Source organism: Dokdonella soli, from assembly GCF_039523175.1.
In the GTDB taxonomy this organism is placed as follows: domain Bacteria; phylum Pseudomonadota; class Gammaproteobacteria; order Xanthomonadales; family Rhodanobacteraceae; genus Dokdonella_A; species Dokdonella_A soli.
In genome coordinates, this window is record NZ_BAAAEU010000004.1 from 246970 (window position 1) to 266305 (window position 19336).

General features: G+C 66.1%; 17 protein-coding genes. 10 read left to right on the forward strand and 7 right to left on the reverse strand.

Annotated elements, in window-relative coordinates:
- Window positions 1-9: 9 nt before the first annotated feature.
- The gene (recO, locus tag ABD002_RS04665; RefSeq protein WP_343787657.1) at window positions 10-723 is read left to right on the forward strand and encodes a DNA repair protein RecO; all 714 of its coding nucleotides are present in this window, start codon (window positions 10-12) and stop codon (window positions 721-723) included.
- 54 nt (window positions 724-777) lie between these two features.
- Here recO and ABD002_RS04670 read toward each other — a convergent pair whose 3' ends face one another.
- Window positions 778-1500 carry a response regulator gene (locus ABD002_RS04670; RefSeq protein WP_343787659.1) on the reverse strand — a complete coding sequence of 241 codons (723 nt, stop codon included), beginning with the start codon at window positions 1498-1500 and terminating at the stop codon, window positions 778-780.
- Between the two features lie 71 nt (window positions 1501-1571).
- On the opposite strand from ABD002_RS04670, the gene ABD002_RS04675 reads away from it, so the two are divergent.
- The 8 genes from ABD002_RS04675 (at window position 1572) to ABD002_RS04710 (ending at window position 9843) form a co-directional block, all read left to right on the forward strand.
- On the forward strand, window positions 1572-4346 hold the full coding sequence (locus ABD002_RS04675) for a translocation/assembly module TamB domain-containing protein (RefSeq protein WP_343787661.1): 2775 nt from the start codon (window positions 1572-1574) through the stop codon (window positions 4344-4346).
- 135 nt (window positions 4347-4481) lie between these two features.
- On the forward strand, window positions 4482-5078 hold the full coding sequence (locus ABD002_RS04680; protein WP_343787663.1) for a YdbL family probable chaperone protein: 597 nt from the start codon (window positions 4482-4484) through the stop codon (window positions 5076-5078).
- A 182-nt stretch (window positions 5079-5260) separates the two neighbouring features.
- Complete coding sequence (gene rlmD / locus ABD002_RS04685) at window positions 5261-6556, forward strand: 23S rRNA (uracil(1939)-C(5))-methyltransferase RlmD (protein ID WP_343787665.1); 1296 nt, start codon at window positions 5261-5263, stop codon at window positions 6554-6556.
- Window positions 6557-6628: 72 nt separating this feature from the next.
- Window positions 6629-7132, forward strand: a complete 504-nt coding sequence (locus ABD002_RS04690) for a CYTH domain-containing protein (protein ID WP_343787667.1) — start codon at window positions 6629-6631, stop codon at window positions 7130-7132.
- Window positions 7133-7147: 15 nt separating this feature from the next.
- Window positions 7148-8173 (forward strand): beta-N-acetylhexosaminidase, encoded by a 1026-nt coding sequence (gene nagZ, locus ABD002_RS04695; protein WP_343787669.1) that lies wholly within the window; start codon window positions 7148-7150, stop codon window positions 8171-8173.
- Entirely contained in the window at window positions 8170-8715 is a 546-nt protein-coding gene (locus ABD002_RS04700; protein WP_343787671.1) for a hypoxanthine-guanine phosphoribosyltransferase, read from the forward strand. The genes nagZ and ABD002_RS04700 overlap by 4 nt, the downstream gene beginning before the upstream one ends.
- Window positions 8712-9461: an S-methyl-5'-thioinosine phosphorylase gene (locus ABD002_RS04705; RefSeq protein WP_343787673.1), complete on the forward strand. Its 750-nt coding sequence runs from the start codon at window positions 8712-8714 to the stop codon at window positions 9459-9461. Before ABD002_RS04700 ends, ABD002_RS04705 begins: the two co-directional genes overlap by 4 nt.
- Before the next feature lie 175 nt (window positions 9462-9636).
- The gene (locus ABD002_RS04710) at window positions 9637-9843 is read left to right on the forward strand and encodes a cold-shock protein (RefSeq protein WP_343787675.1); all 207 of its coding nucleotides are present in this window, start codon (window positions 9637-9639) and stop codon (window positions 9841-9843) included.
- Window positions 9844-9891: 48 nt separating this feature from the next.
- Here the strand turns inward: ABD002_RS04710 and ABD002_RS04715 are convergent, their stop codons facing one another.
- The 5 genes from ABD002_RS04715 to ABD002_RS04735 are packed head-to-tail and all read right to left on the reverse strand — an operon-like array spanning window position 9892 to window position 15520.
- Entirely contained in the window at window positions 9892-11637 is a 1746-nt protein-coding gene (locus ABD002_RS04715; RefSeq protein ID WP_343787677.1) for an O-linked N-acetylglucosamine transferase, SPINDLY family protein, read from the reverse strand.
- Window positions 11638-11669: 32 nt separating this feature from the next.
- On the reverse strand, window positions 11670-13433 hold the full coding sequence (locus ABD002_RS04720; RefSeq protein WP_343787679.1) for an ABC transporter transmembrane domain-containing protein: 1764 nt from the start codon (window positions 13431-13433) through the stop codon (window positions 11670-11672).
- A 53-nt stretch (window positions 13434-13486) separates the two neighbouring features.
- Entirely contained in the window at window positions 13487-14080 is a 594-nt protein-coding gene (locus ABD002_RS04725; protein ID WP_343787681.1) for an IMPACT family protein, read from the reverse strand.
- A gap of 40 nt (window positions 14081-14120) precedes the next feature.
- A complete protein-coding gene (locus ABD002_RS04730) occupies window positions 14121-14972 on the reverse strand; it encodes a hypothetical protein (RefSeq protein WP_343787683.1) in 852 nt (283 codons plus the stop codon).
- Window positions 14969-15520: an RNA polymerase sigma factor gene (locus ABD002_RS04735; protein ID WP_343787685.1), complete on the reverse strand. Its 552-nt coding sequence runs from the start codon at window positions 15518-15520 to the stop codon at window positions 14969-14971. Before ABD002_RS04735 ends, ABD002_RS04730 begins: the two co-directional genes overlap by 4 nt.
- 148 nt (window positions 15521-15668) lie before the next feature.
- On the opposite strand from ABD002_RS04735, the gene ABD002_RS04740 reads away from it, so the two are divergent.
- Window positions 15669-17630 carry an acetyl-CoA hydrolase/transferase C-terminal domain-containing protein gene (locus tag ABD002_RS04740; RefSeq protein ID WP_343787687.1) on the forward strand — a complete coding sequence of 654 codons (1962 nt, stop codon included), beginning with the start codon at window positions 15669-15671 and terminating at the stop codon, window positions 17628-17630.
- A gap of 288 nt (window positions 17631-17918) precedes the next feature.
- Here the strand turns inward: ABD002_RS04740 and ABD002_RS04745 are convergent, their stop codons facing one another.
- A complete protein-coding gene (locus tag ABD002_RS04745; protein WP_343787689.1) occupies window positions 17919-19076 on the reverse strand; it encodes an Ig-like domain-containing protein in 1158 nt (385 codons plus the stop codon).
- Between the last annotated feature and the right edge of the window lie 260 nt (window positions 19077-19336).

Genomic DNA, 19336 nt, shown 5'->3' on the forward strand with positions numbered 1-19336 from the left:
AGCGCGACGATGCGCATCGAGCAGCAACCCGCATTCATCCTGCACGCACGGCCCTATCGCGAGACTTCGCTGCTGCTGGAGGCGTTCACGCGTGATCATGGTCGCGTCGGTCTGGTCGCCCGCGGGGTGCGACGCGAGCGCAGCCGGATGCCGCGTGGCGTATTGCAGCCGCTGCAACCGCTGTTGCTCGGCTGGATCGCGCGCGGCGAGCTCGGAACACTGACCGGCGCGGAAGCGGCCAGCACGCCGTTCGCGCTTTCCGGCGAGGCGCTGCTCGCGGCGATCTACATCAATGAACTCGTATTGCGGCTCAGTGGTCGCAACGACATCCACGCGGACGCGTTCGCGGCCTACGCGCTGTGCCTGGCACGGCTCGCCGACAACGCGGACATGGCGTGGACGCTGCGCCGCTTCGAACGCGATCTGCTGGCTGACCTCGGCTATGCGCTTGCATTGACCCACACCGTGGGTGGAACCCCGATCGAGGCCGACGTGGACTATGCCTACGATCCCGACGCCGGAGCGAGGGAGTGGCGCGTCGGCTCGATCCAGCCGCGTGTCGCCGGCGGCGCACTGCTCGCGCTCGATCTGGACGAATCGCCGACAGCCGACCAGCTCGCACAGTTGCGGCGACTGGTCCGCGCGGTAGTCCGCCACCTCGTCGGCGGTGAACTCAATGCATGGGCGCTGTCGGCGCGGCCCTCGGGCAGCGCTCCCGCATAGGGTTTGTTGACACTCCCCGGCTGGTCGCGCCGGAATTGTCGACGAACCCGGCCTTCAAGGCGCGAGCATCGCGCGAACGCGTTCGCAGGCTGCCAGGAATCCTGCAATCGCGCCGCGTGGCCAGGTCGGCGCATCGAGCGCGGCACGCAAGGCAGCGGCCTCGCGTACCAGCGCCGGCACACCGCAGAAGCCGGCCGAGGCATCGAGCCGGTGCAGGCGGTCGCGCAGCGCGCCTGCATCGCCGCGTTCGCTGATCGCGGCCAGCTCGGTCGGCAGCGTCTCCAGCTCGCGCACGAACAGGCCACGCAATACGGAGACGATGGCGCCGTCGCCGCCTGCCGCGGCGAGCGCCTGGCAGTCGTCGATCCAGTCACCTGCGCAATCCGTTTTCGCGTCGGCCCCAGCAGCGGGCAGATGGCGCGCGAGGGCCCCACGCAAAGCATCGATGCCGAGCGGCTTGACCAACACCTCGGCGAACCCGGCATTCCGCAGCGCTGCATGTGCGCTCGGATCGTTGTCCGCGGTCGTCGCCAACGCGACGACGTGCTGCGACGGGCCGGGCAGGGCGCGGATACGCGCCAGCGCCTGTGTGCCATCGAGATTCGGCATGCGTGCGTCCAAAAGCAACAGATCGAACGCAGCAGACTTCGCGCGATCGAGCGCCAATGCGCCGTCCGACGCTTCGACGCAGTGGACGCCTGACGCATGCAGCGCCTCGACGAAGAACCGCAACGTGAGTGGATTGTCGTCGGCGACGAGGATGTGCGGTATGGCCAAGGCGAGCATCCGGGTGGCGATGGCTGGCAGAATGGTCGGCGATGCGAAACTCGTCAATGCCGAAATCGTGGATGCTCGTCGCGGCAGGCGTTCTTGCACTCCATGGCGTCGCGGCGCAAGCGCGTACGCTGATGCTGACCGCCGAGCGGCTGAGCTCGCCGCAAGCGCACGCGAGGTCGCTGCACGTCGCGATCGACGAGCGCGCGGATACCGCGTCGCTGCGGCTCGGCGCCGACCGCATCGACATTCCGCTGCTCGCGCTTGCTGGCCGGCTCGATTGGGGCTGCCCGCTGCGGCGCGACGACGACGGCGCGCTGACCTGTTCGGGTCCGGTCGCTTTCGCAGCCGACGGTTCCGCTGCACAAGCTGCGGACTTCGCGGTGCGTGTCGCCAGCGACCGCATTGAGTTGGCGCTTGCGCGCGATGGCAGCCGCGTCGCGCTGACGATTCCGCTGGCCGCGGGTGAGCCCAAAGCCTCGTTGCAAGAAGTCCCGGCAGCGTGGCTGAAGGCACCGCTTGCGCAAGCCTGGCATGGCGGGGAGCTGCGCGACGGCATCTTCGATGCGGAAATGAGCGCGCACGCCAACGGCAGGATCGAGGCGACATACCGCGCCACGCAGTTGGCCTTCAACACGCTCGATGGCACGGTATCCGGCGATGGCGTGGCCGTTGCGGGGCGCGTCGAGTGGACGGATGACGAGTTCTGGCAACTGTTGGTTGATGCGAATTTCGGCGGCGGCGCGCTGCATATCGGTGCGTTGCATGTCGCACTGCCGAACACGCCGGTCGCCTTGAATCTCGATATGGGCGCCGGCGACGACAACCGCTGGCATGTCGAGCGTTTCGCCTGGCGCGACCCTGAGGCGCTGATGCTGGAAGCCAGCGGCGAGATCGAGCCGTCCGCACTCGCGCCATTGCGCAAGCTGGCCCTCCGCGTCGAGCGGGCGCATTTTCCATTGGCGAACGAGCGCTACGCGAAAACGCTGCTCGCAGCGCAAGGACTCGGCAAGCTCATGCTGACGGGCGATCTTGTCGGCGAGTTCGTCTTCGATGGCAACGCGCCGCAGCAGGTGGCGCTGTCGACGGACGCGCTCGATATCGACGATGGGGCGGGGCACGCGGTTCGCGGCATTCGCGGAGGTTTCGATTGGTCGCTTGCAGGCGAGCGGCCAGCAACGACATTGGCCTGGAGATCGGCGCGAATCGGGGATCTGGCAGTTCCTGCCTCGACCTCCCGATGGCAGTCGAGAAACGGTTCCTTGCTTTTGCTGGGTGCACTCGAGACCAGGCTGTTTGGCGGCAAGCTCAAACTGCAAGACCTCATGCTGCATCCCGCATCGGGCGAGGGCGAGCGTGTCAGCACCGCGTTCGCGCTGAACGGCGTCGGTTACGACAGCAAGGACGGCTCATTGGCCGCCGCGCACCTAGCCGCGGAAGGCCGCCTGCGGATCGACGGCAACGCCGACGCGCCACGTGTGCAGATCGACGCCGAATTCCACGGCGGCGAAGCGCTGGCCGGTCCGGTCTACGTGAAGCTGCCCGACACGCCGGTCAAGGCCACTCTGGATGCAACCCGGGACAACGCACGCTGGCGAATTGATGCGTTCGACTGGAATGATCCCGGCACGCTCGATCTGCACATGAACGGAGAGATTTCCCCAGCGCAAACCCAGCCGATCAAGGCGCTCGTGCTCGATGTACGCAACGCGACGCTCGGTCCCGCGTTGGATCGCTACGCGCGCAGCTGGCTCGCCTCCAAGGGCTACGGGGAACTCACCGCCGGTGGGGCGCTGTCGGGTTCGCTGCAATTCGACGCCGGCGGCGTGCAGCGATTTGCCTTCAACGCTGACCGGATGAATCTGCGTGATGGCGCCGGTCGTTTCGCATTCGCCGGTGTCGATGGTGGTGTCGACTGGGATTTCCGTGCCGACAGGCCGCCGACCACGCTCGGCTGGTCTTCGATCGAGCTGTTCAAGATTCCGCTCGGTGCAACCAGTGCGAAGCTGGAGTCGCGGCAGACTGCGATCACGCTGGCGCAGCCGCTCGCGATCGACGTGCTCGGCGGCCAGGTGCGCCTCGAAAAGCTCAGCCTGCAGCCACGTTCACCACGTGGCGAGCGTTATGCCGGGTCGTTCGCGATCGCCGGCATCGAGATGGCACAGCTCTCCGCGGCGCTCGGCTGGCCGCGCTTCGGCGGCAATCTTTCCGGTGGCATCCCGGAAATCGAGTTCGCCGGCGATACGATCGAGCTTCACGGCGGTCTCGATCTCTATGTGTTCGACGGTCACCTCGGGGTCAGTGGACTCACGCTGGAACGCCCGTTCGGCATCGCGCCCTCAATGGGTGCCGACATTCATTTCGAGAATCTCGACCTCGACCAGGTCACCAGCGCATTCTCGTTCGGCGGCATGAGCGGCCGGCTCGCCGGCACGATCGGGAAGTTGCGCCTGGTCGACTGGAGTCCGGTCGCGTTCGACGCGTGGCTGCGCACGAGCGGCGGCGGGCGCATGAGCTACAAGGCGGTCGACGACATCACCTCGATCGGTGGAGGCGGCGGCTTGTCGGCGAGCCTGCAGACGATGGCGCTCAAGATCTTCGATACGTTCGGCTATCGTCGGCTCGGCATTCGTTGCCGCCTGCGTGACGAGGTGTGCACGATGGGCGGTATCGACCCGATTCCCGCCGATGCCGGCGCGACCGGTTCAGCCAACGACGGCTACACTATCGTCGAAGGCTCGGGCTTGCCACGGATCATGATCGTTGGCCACCGTCGCCGTGTCGATTGGCCGACCTTGGTACGCCGCCTGCAGGAAGCGACGCACGGTCAGGCGCCGATCGTTAATTGAAGAGTGCGGCCATGAATGGCCGCTGTTTGATCCTCGTGTTCAGGACGAACGCACAAACGACGGAAAGTGCGGCCACGGACGGCCGCTTCTTGATCCTTGCGTTCAAGGATGAACGCAGAACCTACGGAGAAACGCATGCGCAAGTTCGTCGTCTGGGCCGCACTCGCCACCACGCTCGCGCTGCCGACCGCCTGCGTCACGATCAATGTCTATTTTCCCGAAGCGGCGGCGGAGAAGGCGGCCGAACAGTTCGTGGACAAGGTGATCGGCGAGAAGGCGAAGGAGCATTCGCCAACGCCGGCCGAGCAACCGCCGCCGGGCAAGTCGCCGGGCGCGATGCTGCTGGACTTCGTGATCCCCAGCGCCTACGCGCAGCAGGCGAACGTCAATATCCAGACGCCGCAGATCCAGGCGATCCAGACCCGCATGCAGCAGCGGTTTTCCTCGTCGCTGTCGAAATACTGTGAGAGCGGAGCGGTCGGTTTCACGAACGACGGCCTGGTCGCTGTGCGCGACGCATCCAGCATTCCGCTGGCCGAACGCGCCGTCGTGAACACGGCGGTCGCCGACGAGAACCGTGATCGCCAGGCCGTCTACCGCGAGATCGCGCTGGCCAACGGCCACGCCGAGTGGGAAGCGCAGATTCGCAGCACGTTCGCAAAGCAGTGGATCCAGCAGGCGCATGCGGGCTGGTACTATCAGGACCCCAGCGGCACCTGGAAGCAAAAGTGACCGCAGGATGCGGTCATCCCGTGCAGGCCATGGATGGCCGACGACACGGGATCCAGTGACTGGACATCGTCATCCCGTGCAGGCCATGGATGGCCGATGACACGGGATCCAGCTCCTGCCTTCGAACGAGCAGATTTCCCATTCCGCCCACCTGCTCCGGTGGGCGCTTTATTTTTCATCTCATGCAAACGAACGAAGTCGACATTACCGACCTTTCCCATGACGGCCGCGGCGTCGCCCGCATCGACGGCAAGACCGTGTTCGTCGCCGGCGCGCTTCCGGGCGAGCGCGTGCGGATCAAGCTCACCAAGCGCAGCCGTCATTTCGATGAGGCAAAGGTCGAAGAGCTGCTGACTCGTTCGCCGGATCGCATCGAGCCGCGCTGCGTGCATTTCGGCACCTGCAGCGGCTGCTCGTTGCAGCACTTGCCGCCGGCCGCGCAGATCGCGGCCAAGCAGCGCGTGCTCGCCGAGAACTTCGAGCGCATCGGCAAGGTCGCTCCGGAGCGCTGGCTCGATCCGCTGACCGATGAGCCCTGGGGTTATCGGCGCAAGGGTCGGCTTTCGGTCAAGTGGGTTGCGAAGAAGGACAAGGCGCTGGTCGGCTTCCGCGAGGACAACCCGCGCTTCGTCGCGGATCTCTCGATCTGCCACACCTTGCTGCCGGAAGTCGGCGAGCGGCTCACCGCGCTTGGCGAGCTGGTCGGTTCGCTCGAGGCCAAGCGTGAGATCGCGCAGATCGAGATCGCGGCTGGTGACGAGACGGTCGCGCTGACATTCCGCAATCTGCAGCCGCTGTCGCAGTCGGACCGCGATGCGCTGGTTGTGTTCGGCCAGACCCACAGTCTGGCGATCCTGCTGCAGCCGGGCGGCCCGGACAGCGTGACGCCGTTGTGGCCGGACGAGGTGCCGCTGTCGTTTCGCATCCCGGACTACGACATCGACATTGCGTTCCGTCCCCTCGACTTCATCCAGGTCAACGCCGGCATGAACCGGCGCATGATCGCGCGTGCGCTCGAACTGCTCGATCCGCAGCCGACCGAAACCGTGCTCGACCTGTTCTGCGGACTCGGCAACTTCACGCTGCCGATGGCACGTCGCGCCGGAGCAGTGGTCGGCGTCGAAGGCGAAGCGGCGCTGGTCGCGCGCTCGCGCGAGAACGCCGCGCGCAATCGCATCGGCAACGTGGAGTTCTTCGCGGCCGACCTCGCCGCGGACACGCACGACACGCCGTGGGCGCGCCGGCGTTTCGACAAGCTGCTGCTCGACCCGCCGCGTTCCGGTGCAGCCGCGGTGCTGGAATACCTGCCACGCAAGGAAACGGCACGCGTCGTCTACGTGTCCTGCCACCCCGGGTCGCTTGCCCGCGACGCCGGCATCCTGGTCGAGCGGCACGGTTTCCGCCTGACCGCGGCTGGCGTAATGGACATGTTCCCGCATACTGCGCATGTCGAATCGATCGCGCTTTTCGAGAGGTGATGTTTGTGCGTTCGTTCCTGAGCGCGAGAATCAAGAAGCGGCCGTCCATGGCCGCGCTGCTCACCAAAAGCCATGCCCATTGAGATCGAGCGCAAATTCCTCATCACCGGCGATGCATGGCGTGCGGATGTCGCGCGCAGCGAAACCATGCTGCAGGGCTACCTGGCCGGACCGCCCGCCGCACGCTGTTCGGTGCGCGTGCGCGTGGCTGGAGAAAGCGCCTTCCTCAACATCAAGGCGGCGGCGCCGGGCGTCGTGCGCGACGAATTCGAATACGCGATTCCGCTGGCCGACGCCCGAGCCATGCTGGCGAAGTTGGCCGGCGATGTCGTCGAAAAGCGGCGCCACCATGTAGAGTTCGACAGTCACGTTTTCGAGATTGACGAATTCAGTGGCAGCAATGCCGGATTGATCGTCGCCGAACTCGAGTTGGACACGGTCGAAGCCGCATTTCCGCGACCGGCATGGCTGGGGCGTGAGGTCAGCAACCTGTCGCGCTATTACAATCTGAACCTCGCGATGCATCCGTATTCGCAATGGAGCGTCGCGGAACGCAACGCGGATGACGCCCCCTGACACACTCATGACGACATGCTGATCATCGGCCTTCCCGGCAAGACCCTGAGCGACGCGGATCGCGCGCGCCTCGCCGTCCCGCAGGTCAGTGGGGTGATCCTGTTCACGCGCAACTTCGGAAGCCGCGATCAGGTCACCGCGCTGATCGACGACATCCGCCTCGCACGGCGGGACCCGTTCCTGGTCTGCGTCGACCAGGAAGGTGGCCCGGTGCAGCGTTTCCGCGACGGCTTCACGCGCCTGCCCGCGCTGGTGCAGATCGGCGAACTGTATGCGCGCGATCCGCGCGCCGCGATCGCGCATGCCGAGGAACACGCCTGGGTGATGGCGAGCGAAATGCGCGCGATCGGCATCGACCTGAGCTTTGCGCCGGTCGTCGATCTGGCACGCGGCAATCGAGCGATCGGCACACGCGCGTTCGATGCCGATCCGCAGGTTGCTTCCGAACTTGCGCAAGCCTATCTGCGGGGCATGCGCCTCGCCGGCATGGCGGCGACACTCAAGCATTTTCCCGGACATGGTTCGGTCGCCGAGGACACGCATTTCGATGCGGCGATCGATCCGCGTCCGCTCGACGAACTGCGCGCGACCGACCTCTTGCCGTTCGCAGATGCGATCGCGGCCGGCGCCGAAGCGGTGATGATGGCCCATGTGACCTATCCAGCGATCGACTCCCGGCCGGCCGGTTGCTCGCGGATCTGGGTCGAGGACGTGCTGCGCGGCGAGTTCGGCTTCCGCGGCGCCGTGATCGGCGACGACATCGGCATGGCTGCTGCGGAAGCACTCGGTGGCATTCCCGCGCGCATCGAGGCCCATCTGCTTGCGGGCTGCGATCTGCTGCTCGCCTGCGGCCCGGCGATCGTCGATGAGGCGATCGCGGCAAGCGCGCACGCGACACCCTGCGATCCGGATCTGCTCGCCACCCTGCAGGGCGAGGTCGCGCAAACCTGGGACGCGCTGACCAGCAACCCGCAACGCGACGAATTCATCGCGCGGCTCGCCACGCTCGATGCCGCGCAGGACACCCAAGGCCGACCATGACTACAACCACGTTATCTCGCGCGCTGACCCATGCCGACCGCATCCACGATCAGGCCGTGCTGGTCGAGGCGATCACGCGCCTCGGCGGTGAGATTGACCGCGCACTCGATGGCCACCCGGCTGTCTATCTCACCGTGATGCAGGGTGCGCTGATCTTCGCCGGTCAGCTTGCCACCGCGATCTCGGCGCCGCTCACGTTCGACTATGTGCACGCGACGCGCTACCGCGGCGCGACGCGCGGCGGTGAACTGCTCTGGATCAAGCAGCCGGCGACGTCGCTGGCCGGCACGACCGTGCTCCTTGTCGACGACATCCTCGACGAGGGCCACACGCTGAAGGCGATCCGCGATTTCTGCCTGGAGCAAGGCGCCACACGCGTGCTGCTGGCAGTGCTCTGCGAGAAGCGTCACGGCCGTTGCGCGGAGGGCCTCAAAGCAGACTTCGTCGGTGTCGAAGTACCCGACCGCTATGTGTTCGGCTACGGCATGGACTATCACGAACTGGGACGCAATCTTCCGGCGATCTACGCGGTGGACGCATGACTCGACATATCGAACTGGCCTTGATCGGCGGCACCGGCCTCTACCAATTCCCAGGCCTCGACAAGATCGAGCGTCATGCGGTCGACACGCCGTACGGGCCGCCCTCCGACAGTGTTGTCCTCGGCCAAGTCGGCAAGCACCGCATCGCGTTTCTCGCGCGCCACGGCGAGTCGCACACGATCCCGCCGCATCGAGTGAACTACCGTGCAAACGTGTGGGCGCTGCATCATCTTGGCGCGCGACGCGTGCTCGGCGTCAACGCGGTCGGCGGCATACGCGGCGACGTGGGGCCGCGCGTACTGGCCGTTCCGGACCAGATCATCGATTACACGCATGACCGCCTGACCAGTTATTGCGACGTGGCGGGCGCGGAAGTGCGCCATATCGATTTCAGCGAACCGTACTCCGCCGGGTTGCGCAAGGACCTGCTCGCGGCGGCGTCGCAGGCCGGCGTCGCCGTTGTCGATGGCGGGTGCTACGGCGCCACCCAGGGACCGCGTCTGGAAACCTGCGCCGAGATCGTGCGCCTGCGTCGAGACGGTTGCGACCTGGTCGGCATGACCGGCATGCCGGAGGCAGCGCTCGCGCGCGAACTCGGACTCGACTATGCCTGTCTGGCGCTGGTCGCGAACTGGGCGGCCGGCTGCGGCGGCGAGACCGAGATCAGCCTGCCGGAGATCTTCGCGAATCTCGCGGCGATGACGACGCAGGTGCCGCGTCTGATCAGCGCGTTGCTCGCAACCTGAGCACTGCGGCACCTCTTCTGGCTGCGACCTTGTGCCGCCCGTCGGCATGACCTCCAGGTGTTGCGCACTGCGACTTGATTTGTTCCGTTAAGCAATTGTTATACTCGAAACGCGCGGCTCAACAGGCGGGAAATCCGGAGCCGTGCGTGGTTCCAATCAGTGAGGGGCTTCATCGATGCTTACCGGTACAGTGAAGTGGTTCAATGATGCCAAGGGGTTCGGCTTCATCGCCCCCGAGGAAGGCGGGGAGGATGTGTTCGTCCACTATTCGGCCATCAATTCACAGGGGTTCCGCACGCTGCAGCAGGGACAGCGTGTCAATTTCGAGATCGTCCAGGGGCCGAAGGGCTCGCAGGCGTCGGGCGTGCAGCCGATCAAGTAGATCCGACGACATGTGCTCCAGAAGCCCCGCCATGCGGGGCTTTTTTTGTCACAGACGCGCGCACTGCGCCTGCCACAGGCCGCGCAGCGCGGCCGCGAAGTCCGCAGCCTGAGCATTCGCATCGCACAGTTGCGCGCGCACCGTGTCACGCAAGCCGGCGCGATCCGCCCGCAGCGCGCCAGGATCCACCGCCAGCCTTGCTGCACATGCAACGTAGTCATCGCGTGAACGCGCGACCCATTCGTCACGACCGAGCCGCCACAGCAGGCTCGCGCTCTGCCGGCTGACGAATGTCGCGCCGGGCAAGGTGACGACCGGGCAACCCATCCACAGCGCGTCGCAGGTCGTGGTGCAGCCGGAGAACGGAAACGGGTCCAGTGCGACGTCGATGCGCCGGTACGCCGCAAGCAGTTCCTGATAAGGCAGTTCACCCCCCAGCTGCAGGCGCGCCGCGTCGACACCGCGTTCGGCAAAGCGCTGCGCGATGTGCGCGCGGGTTTCCGGTTCGCCAAGATGGCGCGCACGAAGCTCCAGCCTCGATTCGGGAACGCGACGCAGGATGTCCGCCCATGCATCGATCACCCCGTCGTTGAGCTTAGCGAGACGGTTGAACGATGCGTACACCGGCGGACCGGCACCATCGTGCAGCGGCGAGGGCGCATCGTCCAGTGGCGTGTAGCAGAACCGGCCCGATGCGAGGCGAACCACGCGCTCGGAATAGCGTTGGGTCGAATCGGCCGGAGTCAGCCACGCGTCGCTGAACCAGGCGTCCATCGCCGGCACCGCGGTGGTGTCGAACCAGTCGAGCCAGCAGACCTGCACGGGTGCGACGCGCTGCGCCAGCACCGCCAGGCGGTTGCCGGTGGAATGGCCGGCGAGGTCGACCAGTACATCGAGCTGGAGCGCACGCAGGCGCTGCAGCAACCGCGCATCGTCCAGCCCGCTGGCATCGACCGCCTCTTCGACAAGGGTCTGCAGGCGCCGCCCGGCAGCATCCTGTGCGGGCTCCAGGCTGATCAGCAAGTGACGATGCCGGGAACGGTCGAAACGCGCGAGCAAACCGTCGAGAAATGTCGCCACGGGCCCCGCCGCGATACGTGGCGACAGCCAGCCAATGCGCAGTGGCTGTTCCGGATCACACGCCGATGCGATGGGCGGCGGTCCGAACGCATGCAGGTGACGCTGCGCGAAATCGCGATGCGCGGCGAACAGAATCTCATTGTCCTGCGCCGGATCGTAGTGCATCAGCACCAGATGACGCGCGGCAGTCTCGGCATCGCCGTGGCGCAACAGTTCGCGATAACCGGCGAGGCCGGCTTCGACATCGCCACGGTCGATCAGCGACGCGGCGCGTATCTCGCGCGGCATGCGTTGCTGCGGGCGCAAGGCGAGTGCGTGTTCGCTCCAGCGCAGCGCGTCGCTAGGGCGACCCAACAGGTGCGCGGCTGCGGCCAGCGCGAGCGCCGCATCGTAGTCGTCCGGGTGGCGTTGAAGGAACGCACGCAGGAGTTCGCCACGCTGATGCAGCGCGCCGGCAGCGGCGAAGTCCGCGACCACGGCGCGGAACGCTTCGCGCGCGTCGAGCAGTATCGGGTGATTCGCCTCGGCGTGTGCACGATCGGGATCACCGGCGAGCAGCAGACCGCGCACCAGCGCATGGCGTAACGGGGCCAGCTCAGGGCGCTCGTGTGCCAGCGCTGCGAAGATCTCGATGGCTTGCGGCAGGTGGCCATCATCCGCGAGCCGTACGGCCGTCGCGAACCGCTGGTCGAACGAGGAAGTCGCGACGGTCATGCCGGCACGATAACTGCCCGCACGCGATGCCGCTACGCCGCGAACTGCAGTCGCGCGAGTTCGGCGTAGAGACCGTCCTCGCGCACGAGCTCTGCATGCGTGCCTTGAGCGACGATGCGACCGCCGTCCATCACCACGATGCGGTCGGCGCGCTGCACGGTGGCAAGCCGGTGCGCGATCACCAAGGTGGTGCGCCCGCGCATCAGGCGCTCCAGCGCGTGCTGGATCAGATGCTCGGACTGCGCATCGAGGCTGGAGGTCGCCTCATCGAGCAGCAGCACCGGGGCATCACGCAGCAGCGCACGCGCGATCGCGACACGCTGCTGCTGGCCGCCGGACAGGCGCACGCCGCGTTCGCCTAGGTAGGTGTCATAGCGTTCCGGCAGCACATCGAGGAAGTCGTGCGCCTCGGCCAAGCCCGCAGCGGCGACGATTTCGTCGAGGCTGGCGCCGGTGCGGCCGAAACCGATGTTGTCGGCGGCGCTGGCGCCGAACAGCACCGGATCCTGCGGAACGAGCGCGAAGCTGCCGCGGAGTTCCGGCAACGCGAGTGCGCGCAGGTCGGCGCCGTCGAGCGTGATGCGCCCGGTCAGCGGATCGTGGAAGCGCAACAGCAGCTGGAACACGGTGGTCTTGCCGGCGCCGGATGGACCGACCAGCGCGATGGTCTGGCCAGGTTCCACGGCCAGCGAGAAATCATGCAGCGCGGCGCGGTCCGGGCGCGACGGATAGCGGAACTCGACCTGTTCGAAGCGGATCGCGCCGCGCACGGGTTGCGATAGTGCCTGCGCCGGTTGCGGCGAACGGATGTCCGCGCGGGTGTCGAGCAACTCGCCGATGCGGCCGAGCGCACCGGCCGCGCGCAGGATCTGCCCCCAGACCTCAGTCAGCGCGCCGACCGAGCCGGCCGCCAGCACCGCATACAGCACGAACTGGCTGAGCACGCCGACGGCCATGGTGCCGGCGATGACCGCCTTGGCGCCTGCCCAGAGCACTAGCGTGATTGCACCGAAGCTCAACAGGATCACCAGCGCGGTCAGCGTACCGGTCGTCGCGATGCGCCGGCGCGCGGTCGCGAGCGCGCGGGCGACCGCGTCCGCGTAGCGCCTCGATTCCTGTGGCTCGCGCGTGTAGGCCTGCACCGTATGCACCGCGTTCAGCGCTTCGGCCGCGGTCGCCGACGCATCGGCGATGCGGTCCTGGCTCTCGCGCGAGAGTCGCGACACGCGACGGCCGAAGATCACGATCGGCAGGACCACGGCCGGAATCACGAGTACCGTGAAACCGGCCAGACGCGGGCTCGTGAGCATCATCAAGGTAGCGCCGCCGATCAGCGTGACCACACTGCGCAGCGCAACCGACAGGGTCGAACCGACCACGGTCTGCACCAGTTCGGTGTCGGCGGCGAGGCGCGACACCAGTTCGCCAGTACGCGTGCGCTCGAAGAACGCCTGGTCAAGTGTGAGCAGATGATCGTACAGGCGCCGGCGCAGGTCTGCGGCGACCCGTTCGCCGAGCAGGCTGACGAAGAAGAATCGCGCGGCGGTCGCAACCGCGAGTACCGCGGCAACCACGAACAGGCCGAGAAAGCTCGCGTTGATCGCTGATGCATTCGCCTGCGTGAAACCGTGGTCGATCATCACCCGCACGGCCTGCGGCAGGATCAGCGTCGCAGTCGAGGACAGTGCGAGAAAGCCGAGCCAGCCGATGATCAGGCCGCGGTACGGCTTGAGGTACGGCAGGAGACGGGTCAGCAGACGGATCTTGCGCGAGGAGTCGGCGGGCTGATCGGTCATCGGCGCAGTAGGGGGTTGAACAGGATGACGAGGTGCGGGCGGACGCCGGGCGTTCAAGTCGGCGAATCGACCGTGCCGCGGCCACGCGTAAGGTCACGCACGTATGTCCGCAGCTCGGCAACCCGTGATGTCGGCAGATCGATGTGGAGTTCGGCGCCGTCTGCGGACGCGGCCTCGGCGTGTCTGGCCGCATCGAAGTCGCGCAGCTTCGCGTACAGCGTCGCGGCCGCCGCGTAGTCACAGTGGATGACGACACGAGCTCGTTCGACCAGCTCGCGCTTGGCGGCGAGGCGCAGGCATTCCGCCGCGCAGCCCCCATAAGCGCGCACGAGGCCCCCGACGCCGAGTTTGATGCCGCCGAACCAGCGCGTTACGACAACCACGACGCGGTCCAGTCCCTGGCCCTCGATCGCGGCGAGGATCGGCCGGCCGGCACTGCCGCCGGGTTCGCCGTCGTCGCTGAAGCGATAGTTCGCACCGATACGGTATGCCCAGCAGTTATGCGTCGCATCGCTCGCACTGACCCGCGCGACATGGGCGAGCGCGGCGTCTGCATCGTCGACGGGGGCGGCCTGGGCGAGGAAGCGGCTCTTCCTGATTTCCTGCTGCAGGCGAGTGGCGCCATCCAGCGTGAAGGTCGTGCTCATCGGCGCATAGTGTAACGCGCCGCATGCGCCGTCGTGGCGTTTAGTCCAGCAAGGGCCGCAGCTCGTCCGGCAGTTGCCAGTCCGGGTGCGCGAGCCGGAACAGCCGCAGGCTCTCGGTCGCCTGCTGGCGGCGGCCCTGGTGCAGCAATTGCCGGATGTGCGCCAGCCAGTCCTCGGGTGCAAGCTGCATGTCGCGACGCAGTTCCACCGAGCCCGACGGAGAGGGCGCTGCGCCGGCGCGCGGGGCGGCTGGCATTGCCTGGTCGAGTTCATCGGCGGCGCGCGTCTTGCTTGCACCAGCCGCCTGCGGGGCAGGTGTGGACCGTGTTGCGGCATCGCTGCGAGGCTCCGCTGCGGCCGGGAACGGCGCTGGTACAACGGGTGATGATGCGGGTTCCGTCGCAGCGGGCGCGGCCGCGGGCAACGGCGTCGGAGATTTCGCCGTGCTCTTGCGCGCGGAGGACGCCGGCTTTGCTGGTACAGCGATTTGCGCCGGTACCGGTTGCTGCACTGACGCGGGTGGGGGCGCGTTCTGTGCCTCGTTCGCGTGTTCGCGCCGACGCGGGGCCGCCTCGGTGATCGGCTCGACCGGCACGACATTCGGTACCGCGTGACCACCGTACTGCGTCTGCTCGCGCAAGGCATCCTGGCCCATGTGCCAGGCAATGCCGGCCGCGAGCACGACACCCGCGGCTGAGCCGAGGCCGAGCAGCCAGCGCTGCCGGCGCGGAGGTCGGCCGTGGACCGCGCGCGCGGCTTCGCCGAGCACGGCACGGTCGAGCCGACGCGGCGGGTCGACGCGCGACAGGCGCCGGTACAGTGCGCCGAACTCGCCGCCGTCCTCGCCGAGCAGGCGATCGAGGTCGTGTTCGCGGTCGCGCGGCAAAGTCATGACGCGAACCTCGCGCGGATGCGTGCCAGCGCGTAGCGCAGGCGTGATTTCACGGTTTCCCGGCCAGCGCCCGTGATCTCGCCGATCTCGTCGAGACCAAGGCCGTTTTCGACGCGCAGAAGGAAGGCGACGCGTTGCTCGTCGGGCAGATCCTCCAGCGCGAGTTGCAGGCGCCGTCGCTGCTCGAATTCGCTGAGCACGCGTTCAGGCTGCTCCGACTCGGGCGCATCGAGATTGCGCAGCACGCTATCGGTCTCGTCCGGCGATGCCTGTGGACGCTGGCGCCGGAAGCGATCGATGACGAGGTTGTGCGCAATCTGCAGCAGCCAGGTCGTGAACTTCGCGTCGGGCCGGTAGCGCTCGCGCGCGGCGATCAGCCGGCTCCAGGTTTCCTGGAACAGCTCGTCGGCGTCGGCGCGATGACGCAGGCTGCGCAGCAGGAAGCGGTACAGCGTGCCGCGATGGCGCTGATAGAGGATCTCGAAGGCGAGCAGGTCGCCTTCGGCGTAAGCGAGCATCAATGCCTCGTCGGTTTTCTCGTCCCCCATGCGATCAGGTTAAGGCAAATCGATGGCTGTCGTCACGGAGAAGGGAGCGGGTTCGTTGAAACGCGACGCGCACCTTGTCGGGGTTGAGCGCGTGCCAGCTTGCCTCCAGGCCATCATCTGCGATCATGTGGATGTTCAGGAGAACCGCGTGACCGCACCTTCGCCCCTTGTTTCGATCGACGATGTGATCGAGCGCATCCTGGCACTTGGCGGCGACCGGCTCGCGGTTGCCACGCCGCTCGGGCTCGGCAAACCGAATCATCTGCTGAACACGCTGTATCGGCGCATCAAGGCGGAGCCGGAACGTCGATTGACGATCTTCACTGCGCTCTCGCTCGATCCGCCGGAAGCTGGCAGCGATCTGGAACGTCGTTTTCTCGAGCCGTTCCTCGCGCGCCAGTTCGGCGTGGACTATCCGCGGCTCGACTACGTGGTCGACCTCAAGGCGAACCGCCTGCCAGCGAACATCTGCATCCTGGAATTCTATTTCCAGTCCGGCGCGATGCTGCGCTCGGCGCGTGCGCAACGCGACTATGCGAGCATGAACTACACCCACGTCGCCCGCGATCTCGCCGACGGCCAGACATTGCACGCGATCGTGCAGCTCGTCGCGCGGCGTGGCAGCGGCGGCGCCGCGCGCTACAGCCTGTCCTGCAATCCCGATGTGACCCTGGATGTGCTCGACGCAATCGCCGCGCGCGGCAAGCCACGACCGTTCGTCGTCGGCGTCGTGCATCCGGACTTGCCGTTCCTGGGCGGCGACGCCGAGGTCGGAGCGGAGTTCTTCGATGCGCTGATCGAGGAAGGCGAGCCGAAGCAGCCGCTGTTCGCGCTGCCGCGCGGCGCGGTCGATCTCGCCGAACACGCGATTGGCCTGTATGCCAGTACGCTGGTGCGCGACGGCGGCACCTTGCAGATCGGCATCGGCGCGCTGTCCGACGCGATCGTGCAGGCGTTGCTGCTGCGCCATCGCCGCAATGCCGAGTATCTCGACCTGCTGCGCGCGCTGCACGGTGGAAACACTGCGACGGACGAGCTGGTCGCGCGCTGGGGCGGCGTCGCGCCCTTCGCGCGCGGACTCTACGGCGCCAGCGAGATGGTCATGGATGGCTTCATGCACCTGCGTCGCGCCGGCATCCTGACCCGCAAGGTCTACGACGATCCCGATGTGCAGCGGGCGCTCGACGCAGGCGTCGCAGTCGAACCCGAACGCCTGCGTGGCGGCCACTATCTCAAGGGCGCGTTCTTCCTCGGCTCGAAGGAATTCTATGCATGGCTGCGCGAGCTCGAAGGCGAGGACCACAGCGGGCTGGTGATGAGCCGTGTTTCCGACGTGAACCAGCTCTATGGCGGCCGCGAGCGGCTCGACGCGGCGCAGCGTCGCGACGCGCGTTTCTTCAACACCTGCATGGTGGCCAACTTGCTCGGCGCCGCCACCTCGGATGCGCTGGAGGATGGACGTGTGGTCAGCGGTGTCGGCGGCCAGTACAACTTCGTCGCGATGGCGCACGCGCTCGATGGCGGCCGCTCGGTGCTGCTGCTGCGCGCAACGCGCGAAAGTGGCGGTCGTGTCGAATCGAACATCCGTTGGAACTACGGACATACGACGATCCCGCGGCATCTACGCGATATCTACATCACCGAATACGGAATCGCGGACGTGCGCGGAAAGTCGGATGAGGCCTGCATACGCGAGATGCTGGCGATCAGCGATGCGCGTTTCGTCGACGAACTCGCTCGCACGGCGATCGGAGCTGGCAAGCTGCCGCGTGATTTCCGCGTGCCGGACGCCTGCAGACGCAATACACCGGCGACGCTCGCCGCGAACCTCGCACCGTTCGCGACGCGTGGGCTGCTGCCATCGTTTCCGTTCGGCAGCGATTTCACCGTGATCGAGCAGCGCCTGTTGCCGGCACTGCTCTGGTTGAAACGCGCCATGGGTGAACGCCGCTGGCCGGCCTTGCTTGCAGCGGTGGTCGCGCCCGGCAACGCTCCTCAAGCAGAGGAATGCTTGAACCGGCTGCAGTTGGGGGCAGGTGTGCGCTCGCTGAGCGAGCGATTGCTTGCCCGCACCGTTCGCGGCGCGCTCGCGCGAACCGAACGCAGGTGACACCGACACTGGACGGTAGCGGCCGCCAAGCGCGAGTCGCTACAGCGGAGATGCTGTCAGGGCATGCCTAGGGGCCATGCGACTACCGCGATGCCGATGCGCAGACAGTGCGGCTGAAGAGAGGTCCCGGGCCCTGTGTTCCATGGGCATCGAAATTTTCGCGCAACTCCTTTTAGCCCGGGACCAAAATCGTTGCTTCGGTACGGACGACGCAGCGGTCGATTATCCTTGCGAGCCAATCGCGACGGCGAGCAAGCGGATATCGAACTGCCGGCGTGCCGAGATCGATCAATCGAAACCGTCGCAGTAGATCGAATCCTGCTGCAGCGCCGTCATGTCCACACCGGCATCGAGGAACCGGAATATCTGCGCGGTCGACCAGTTACGCAGAGAGAAGATGGCTTGTGAAGGGACGCCGCCGACACTGGCAGTCACCCGGTAGCAGCCGGCGATGCTGTTTGCGGTTGCGCTCACGGTCACTAGGCCACTCGTATCCGTCACGGCCTGGACACTGGTGCCGGATGAGGAGCCTGAGGTCAGCACCGCACTTGCCCCTGTAGGGGGCGCAGCTACCGTCACGATCACGCCTTCCATCGGCGTGCCAAGCATGTCAGTGACCTTGGCAATCAATGGCGCGCCGAACGGCGTACCCACTTGGGCGCTTTGCGAACCCAGCCCGGAAACGTGGAGTTGCGTTGTGGGGTCCGTAATTGCACCAACATTCAATGTCACGTTAGAAAATGTAACGGTAGGCATCAGGTTGGCCGTCAACTGGTTCTGCGGGAGATCGAACAGCTGGATATCGACATTTCCGCTGACCGTGGGGCCCGTGTCATAAATGAGGGTGAGGTGATAAGTCGTTCCGTTGACCGGAGCAAGGCTGACTAGCTGCGCTGGAGCGGTCGTGCTGGAGCCAAGCACGGTGGCACCGGAGCGCAGTGCTATACCGACATTCGTCGTAGCGAGCGTGCCGAGACCCAGCGAGCCTCCGGAATTGATGTCGACACCGACGGTATTCCTCTTGTTGGGAACATAGGGCGTGGGCAGTGTCTGGCTGAAGTAGCCACCGTTGTTAAAGAGGCCGGCGACGTTGACACCGAGCACACCGTTGATGTTCGCGGTCCGCGCAGTGGAATCGATCGTGAGCGTGGGTGGGGCCAGGAGAGCCACGGCGCCGTTGAATGTTCCCGTCCATGGACCAAGGCTCGCGCCGATTCCAACGTTGGTACCCGATCCTCCGATTGGGCCACCGCCGACGCTCCCCGCATTGCCGGGTACGGAAAAATCACCATTGGGGACAGCAACGGCCCCCGCATGCGCGAGCACGGAAAGGGCAATTCCCGCGACGCCAATGAGCGCGATGATCGTGCGGCTCCGGCTCGTTTTTGATTTATCAGAAGCAAAAGTCAATTTTTTCGAATTGACCATGCAGTTCGGATAGATCATGGGTCAGTCTCCCTTGAGTGCGCGTGAATACGATTTTGATCAAAGCAAATCATGCCCGATGAAATGCGTTGCGCAGGGCGTCTCTTATTGAAAAATATATCATGGCTATTGAGCGACAAAATACCGCCTCAATCGCCAATATCCGTTTTAATGAATGAGAAAAATCCGCTGACGTAAAAAATCAATATGAATTTGATGCCTTTCACGGCGGCGACCCTCGCGATTTTACCAGTCTAACAATAGATATACATGCTGTAATT

Coding starts and splice junctions, on each gene's coding strand:
- ABD002_RS04725 (WP_343787681.1), bottom strand. CDS start 14,080: ATGAGCACGACCTTCACGCTGGATGGCGCCACTCGCCTGCAGCAGGAA.
- ABD002_RS04680 (WP_343787663.1), top strand. CDS start 4,482: ATGCGCAAGTTCGTCGTCTGGGCCGCACTCGCCACCACGCTCGCGCTG.
- nagZ (WP_343787669.1), top strand. CDS start 7,148: ATGCTGATCATCGGCCTTCCCGGCAAGACCCTGAGCGACGCGGATCGC.
- ABD002_RS04675 (WP_343787661.1), top strand. CDS start 1,572: ATGCTCGTCGCGGCAGGCGTTCTTGCACTCCATGGCGTCGCGGCGCAA.
- ABD002_RS04710 (WP_343787675.1), top strand. CDS start 9,637: ATGCTTACCGGTACAGTGAAGTGGTTCAATGATGCCAAGGGGTTCGGC.
- ABD002_RS04705 (WP_343787673.1), top strand. CDS start 8,712: ATGACTCGACATATCGAACTGGCCTTGATCGGCGGCACCGGCCTCTAC.
- ABD002_RS04700 (WP_343787671.1), top strand. CDS start 8,170: ATGACTACAACCACGTTATCTCGCGCGCTGACCCATGCCGACCGCATC.
- rlmD (WP_343787665.1), top strand. CDS start 5,261: ATGCAAACGAACGAAGTCGACATTACCGACCTTTCCCATGACGGCCGC.
- ABD002_RS04720 (WP_343787679.1), bottom strand. CDS start 13,433: ATGACCGATCAGCCCGCCGACTCCTCGCGCAAGATCCGTCTGCTGACC.
- ABD002_RS04730 (WP_343787683.1), bottom strand. CDS start 14,972: ATGACTTTGCCGCGCGACCGCGAACACGACCTCGATCGCCTGCTCGGC.
- recO (WP_343787657.1), top strand. CDS start 10: ATGCGCATCGAGCAGCAACCCGCATTCATCCTGCACGCACGGCCCTAT.
- ABD002_RS04715 (WP_343787677.1), bottom strand. CDS start 11,637: ATGACCGTCGCGACTTCCTCGTTCGACCAGCGGTTCGCGACGGCCGTA.
- ABD002_RS04745 (WP_343787689.1), bottom strand. CDS start 19,076: ATGATCTATCCGAACTGCATGGTCAATTCGAAAAAATTGACTTTTGCT.
- ABD002_RS04690 (WP_343787667.1), top strand. CDS start 6,629: ATGCCCATTGAGATCGAGCGCAAATTCCTCATCACCGGCGATGCATGG.
- ABD002_RS04735 (WP_343787685.1), bottom strand. CDS start 15,520: ATGGGGGACGAGAAAACCGACGAGGCATTGATGCTCGCTTACGCCGAA.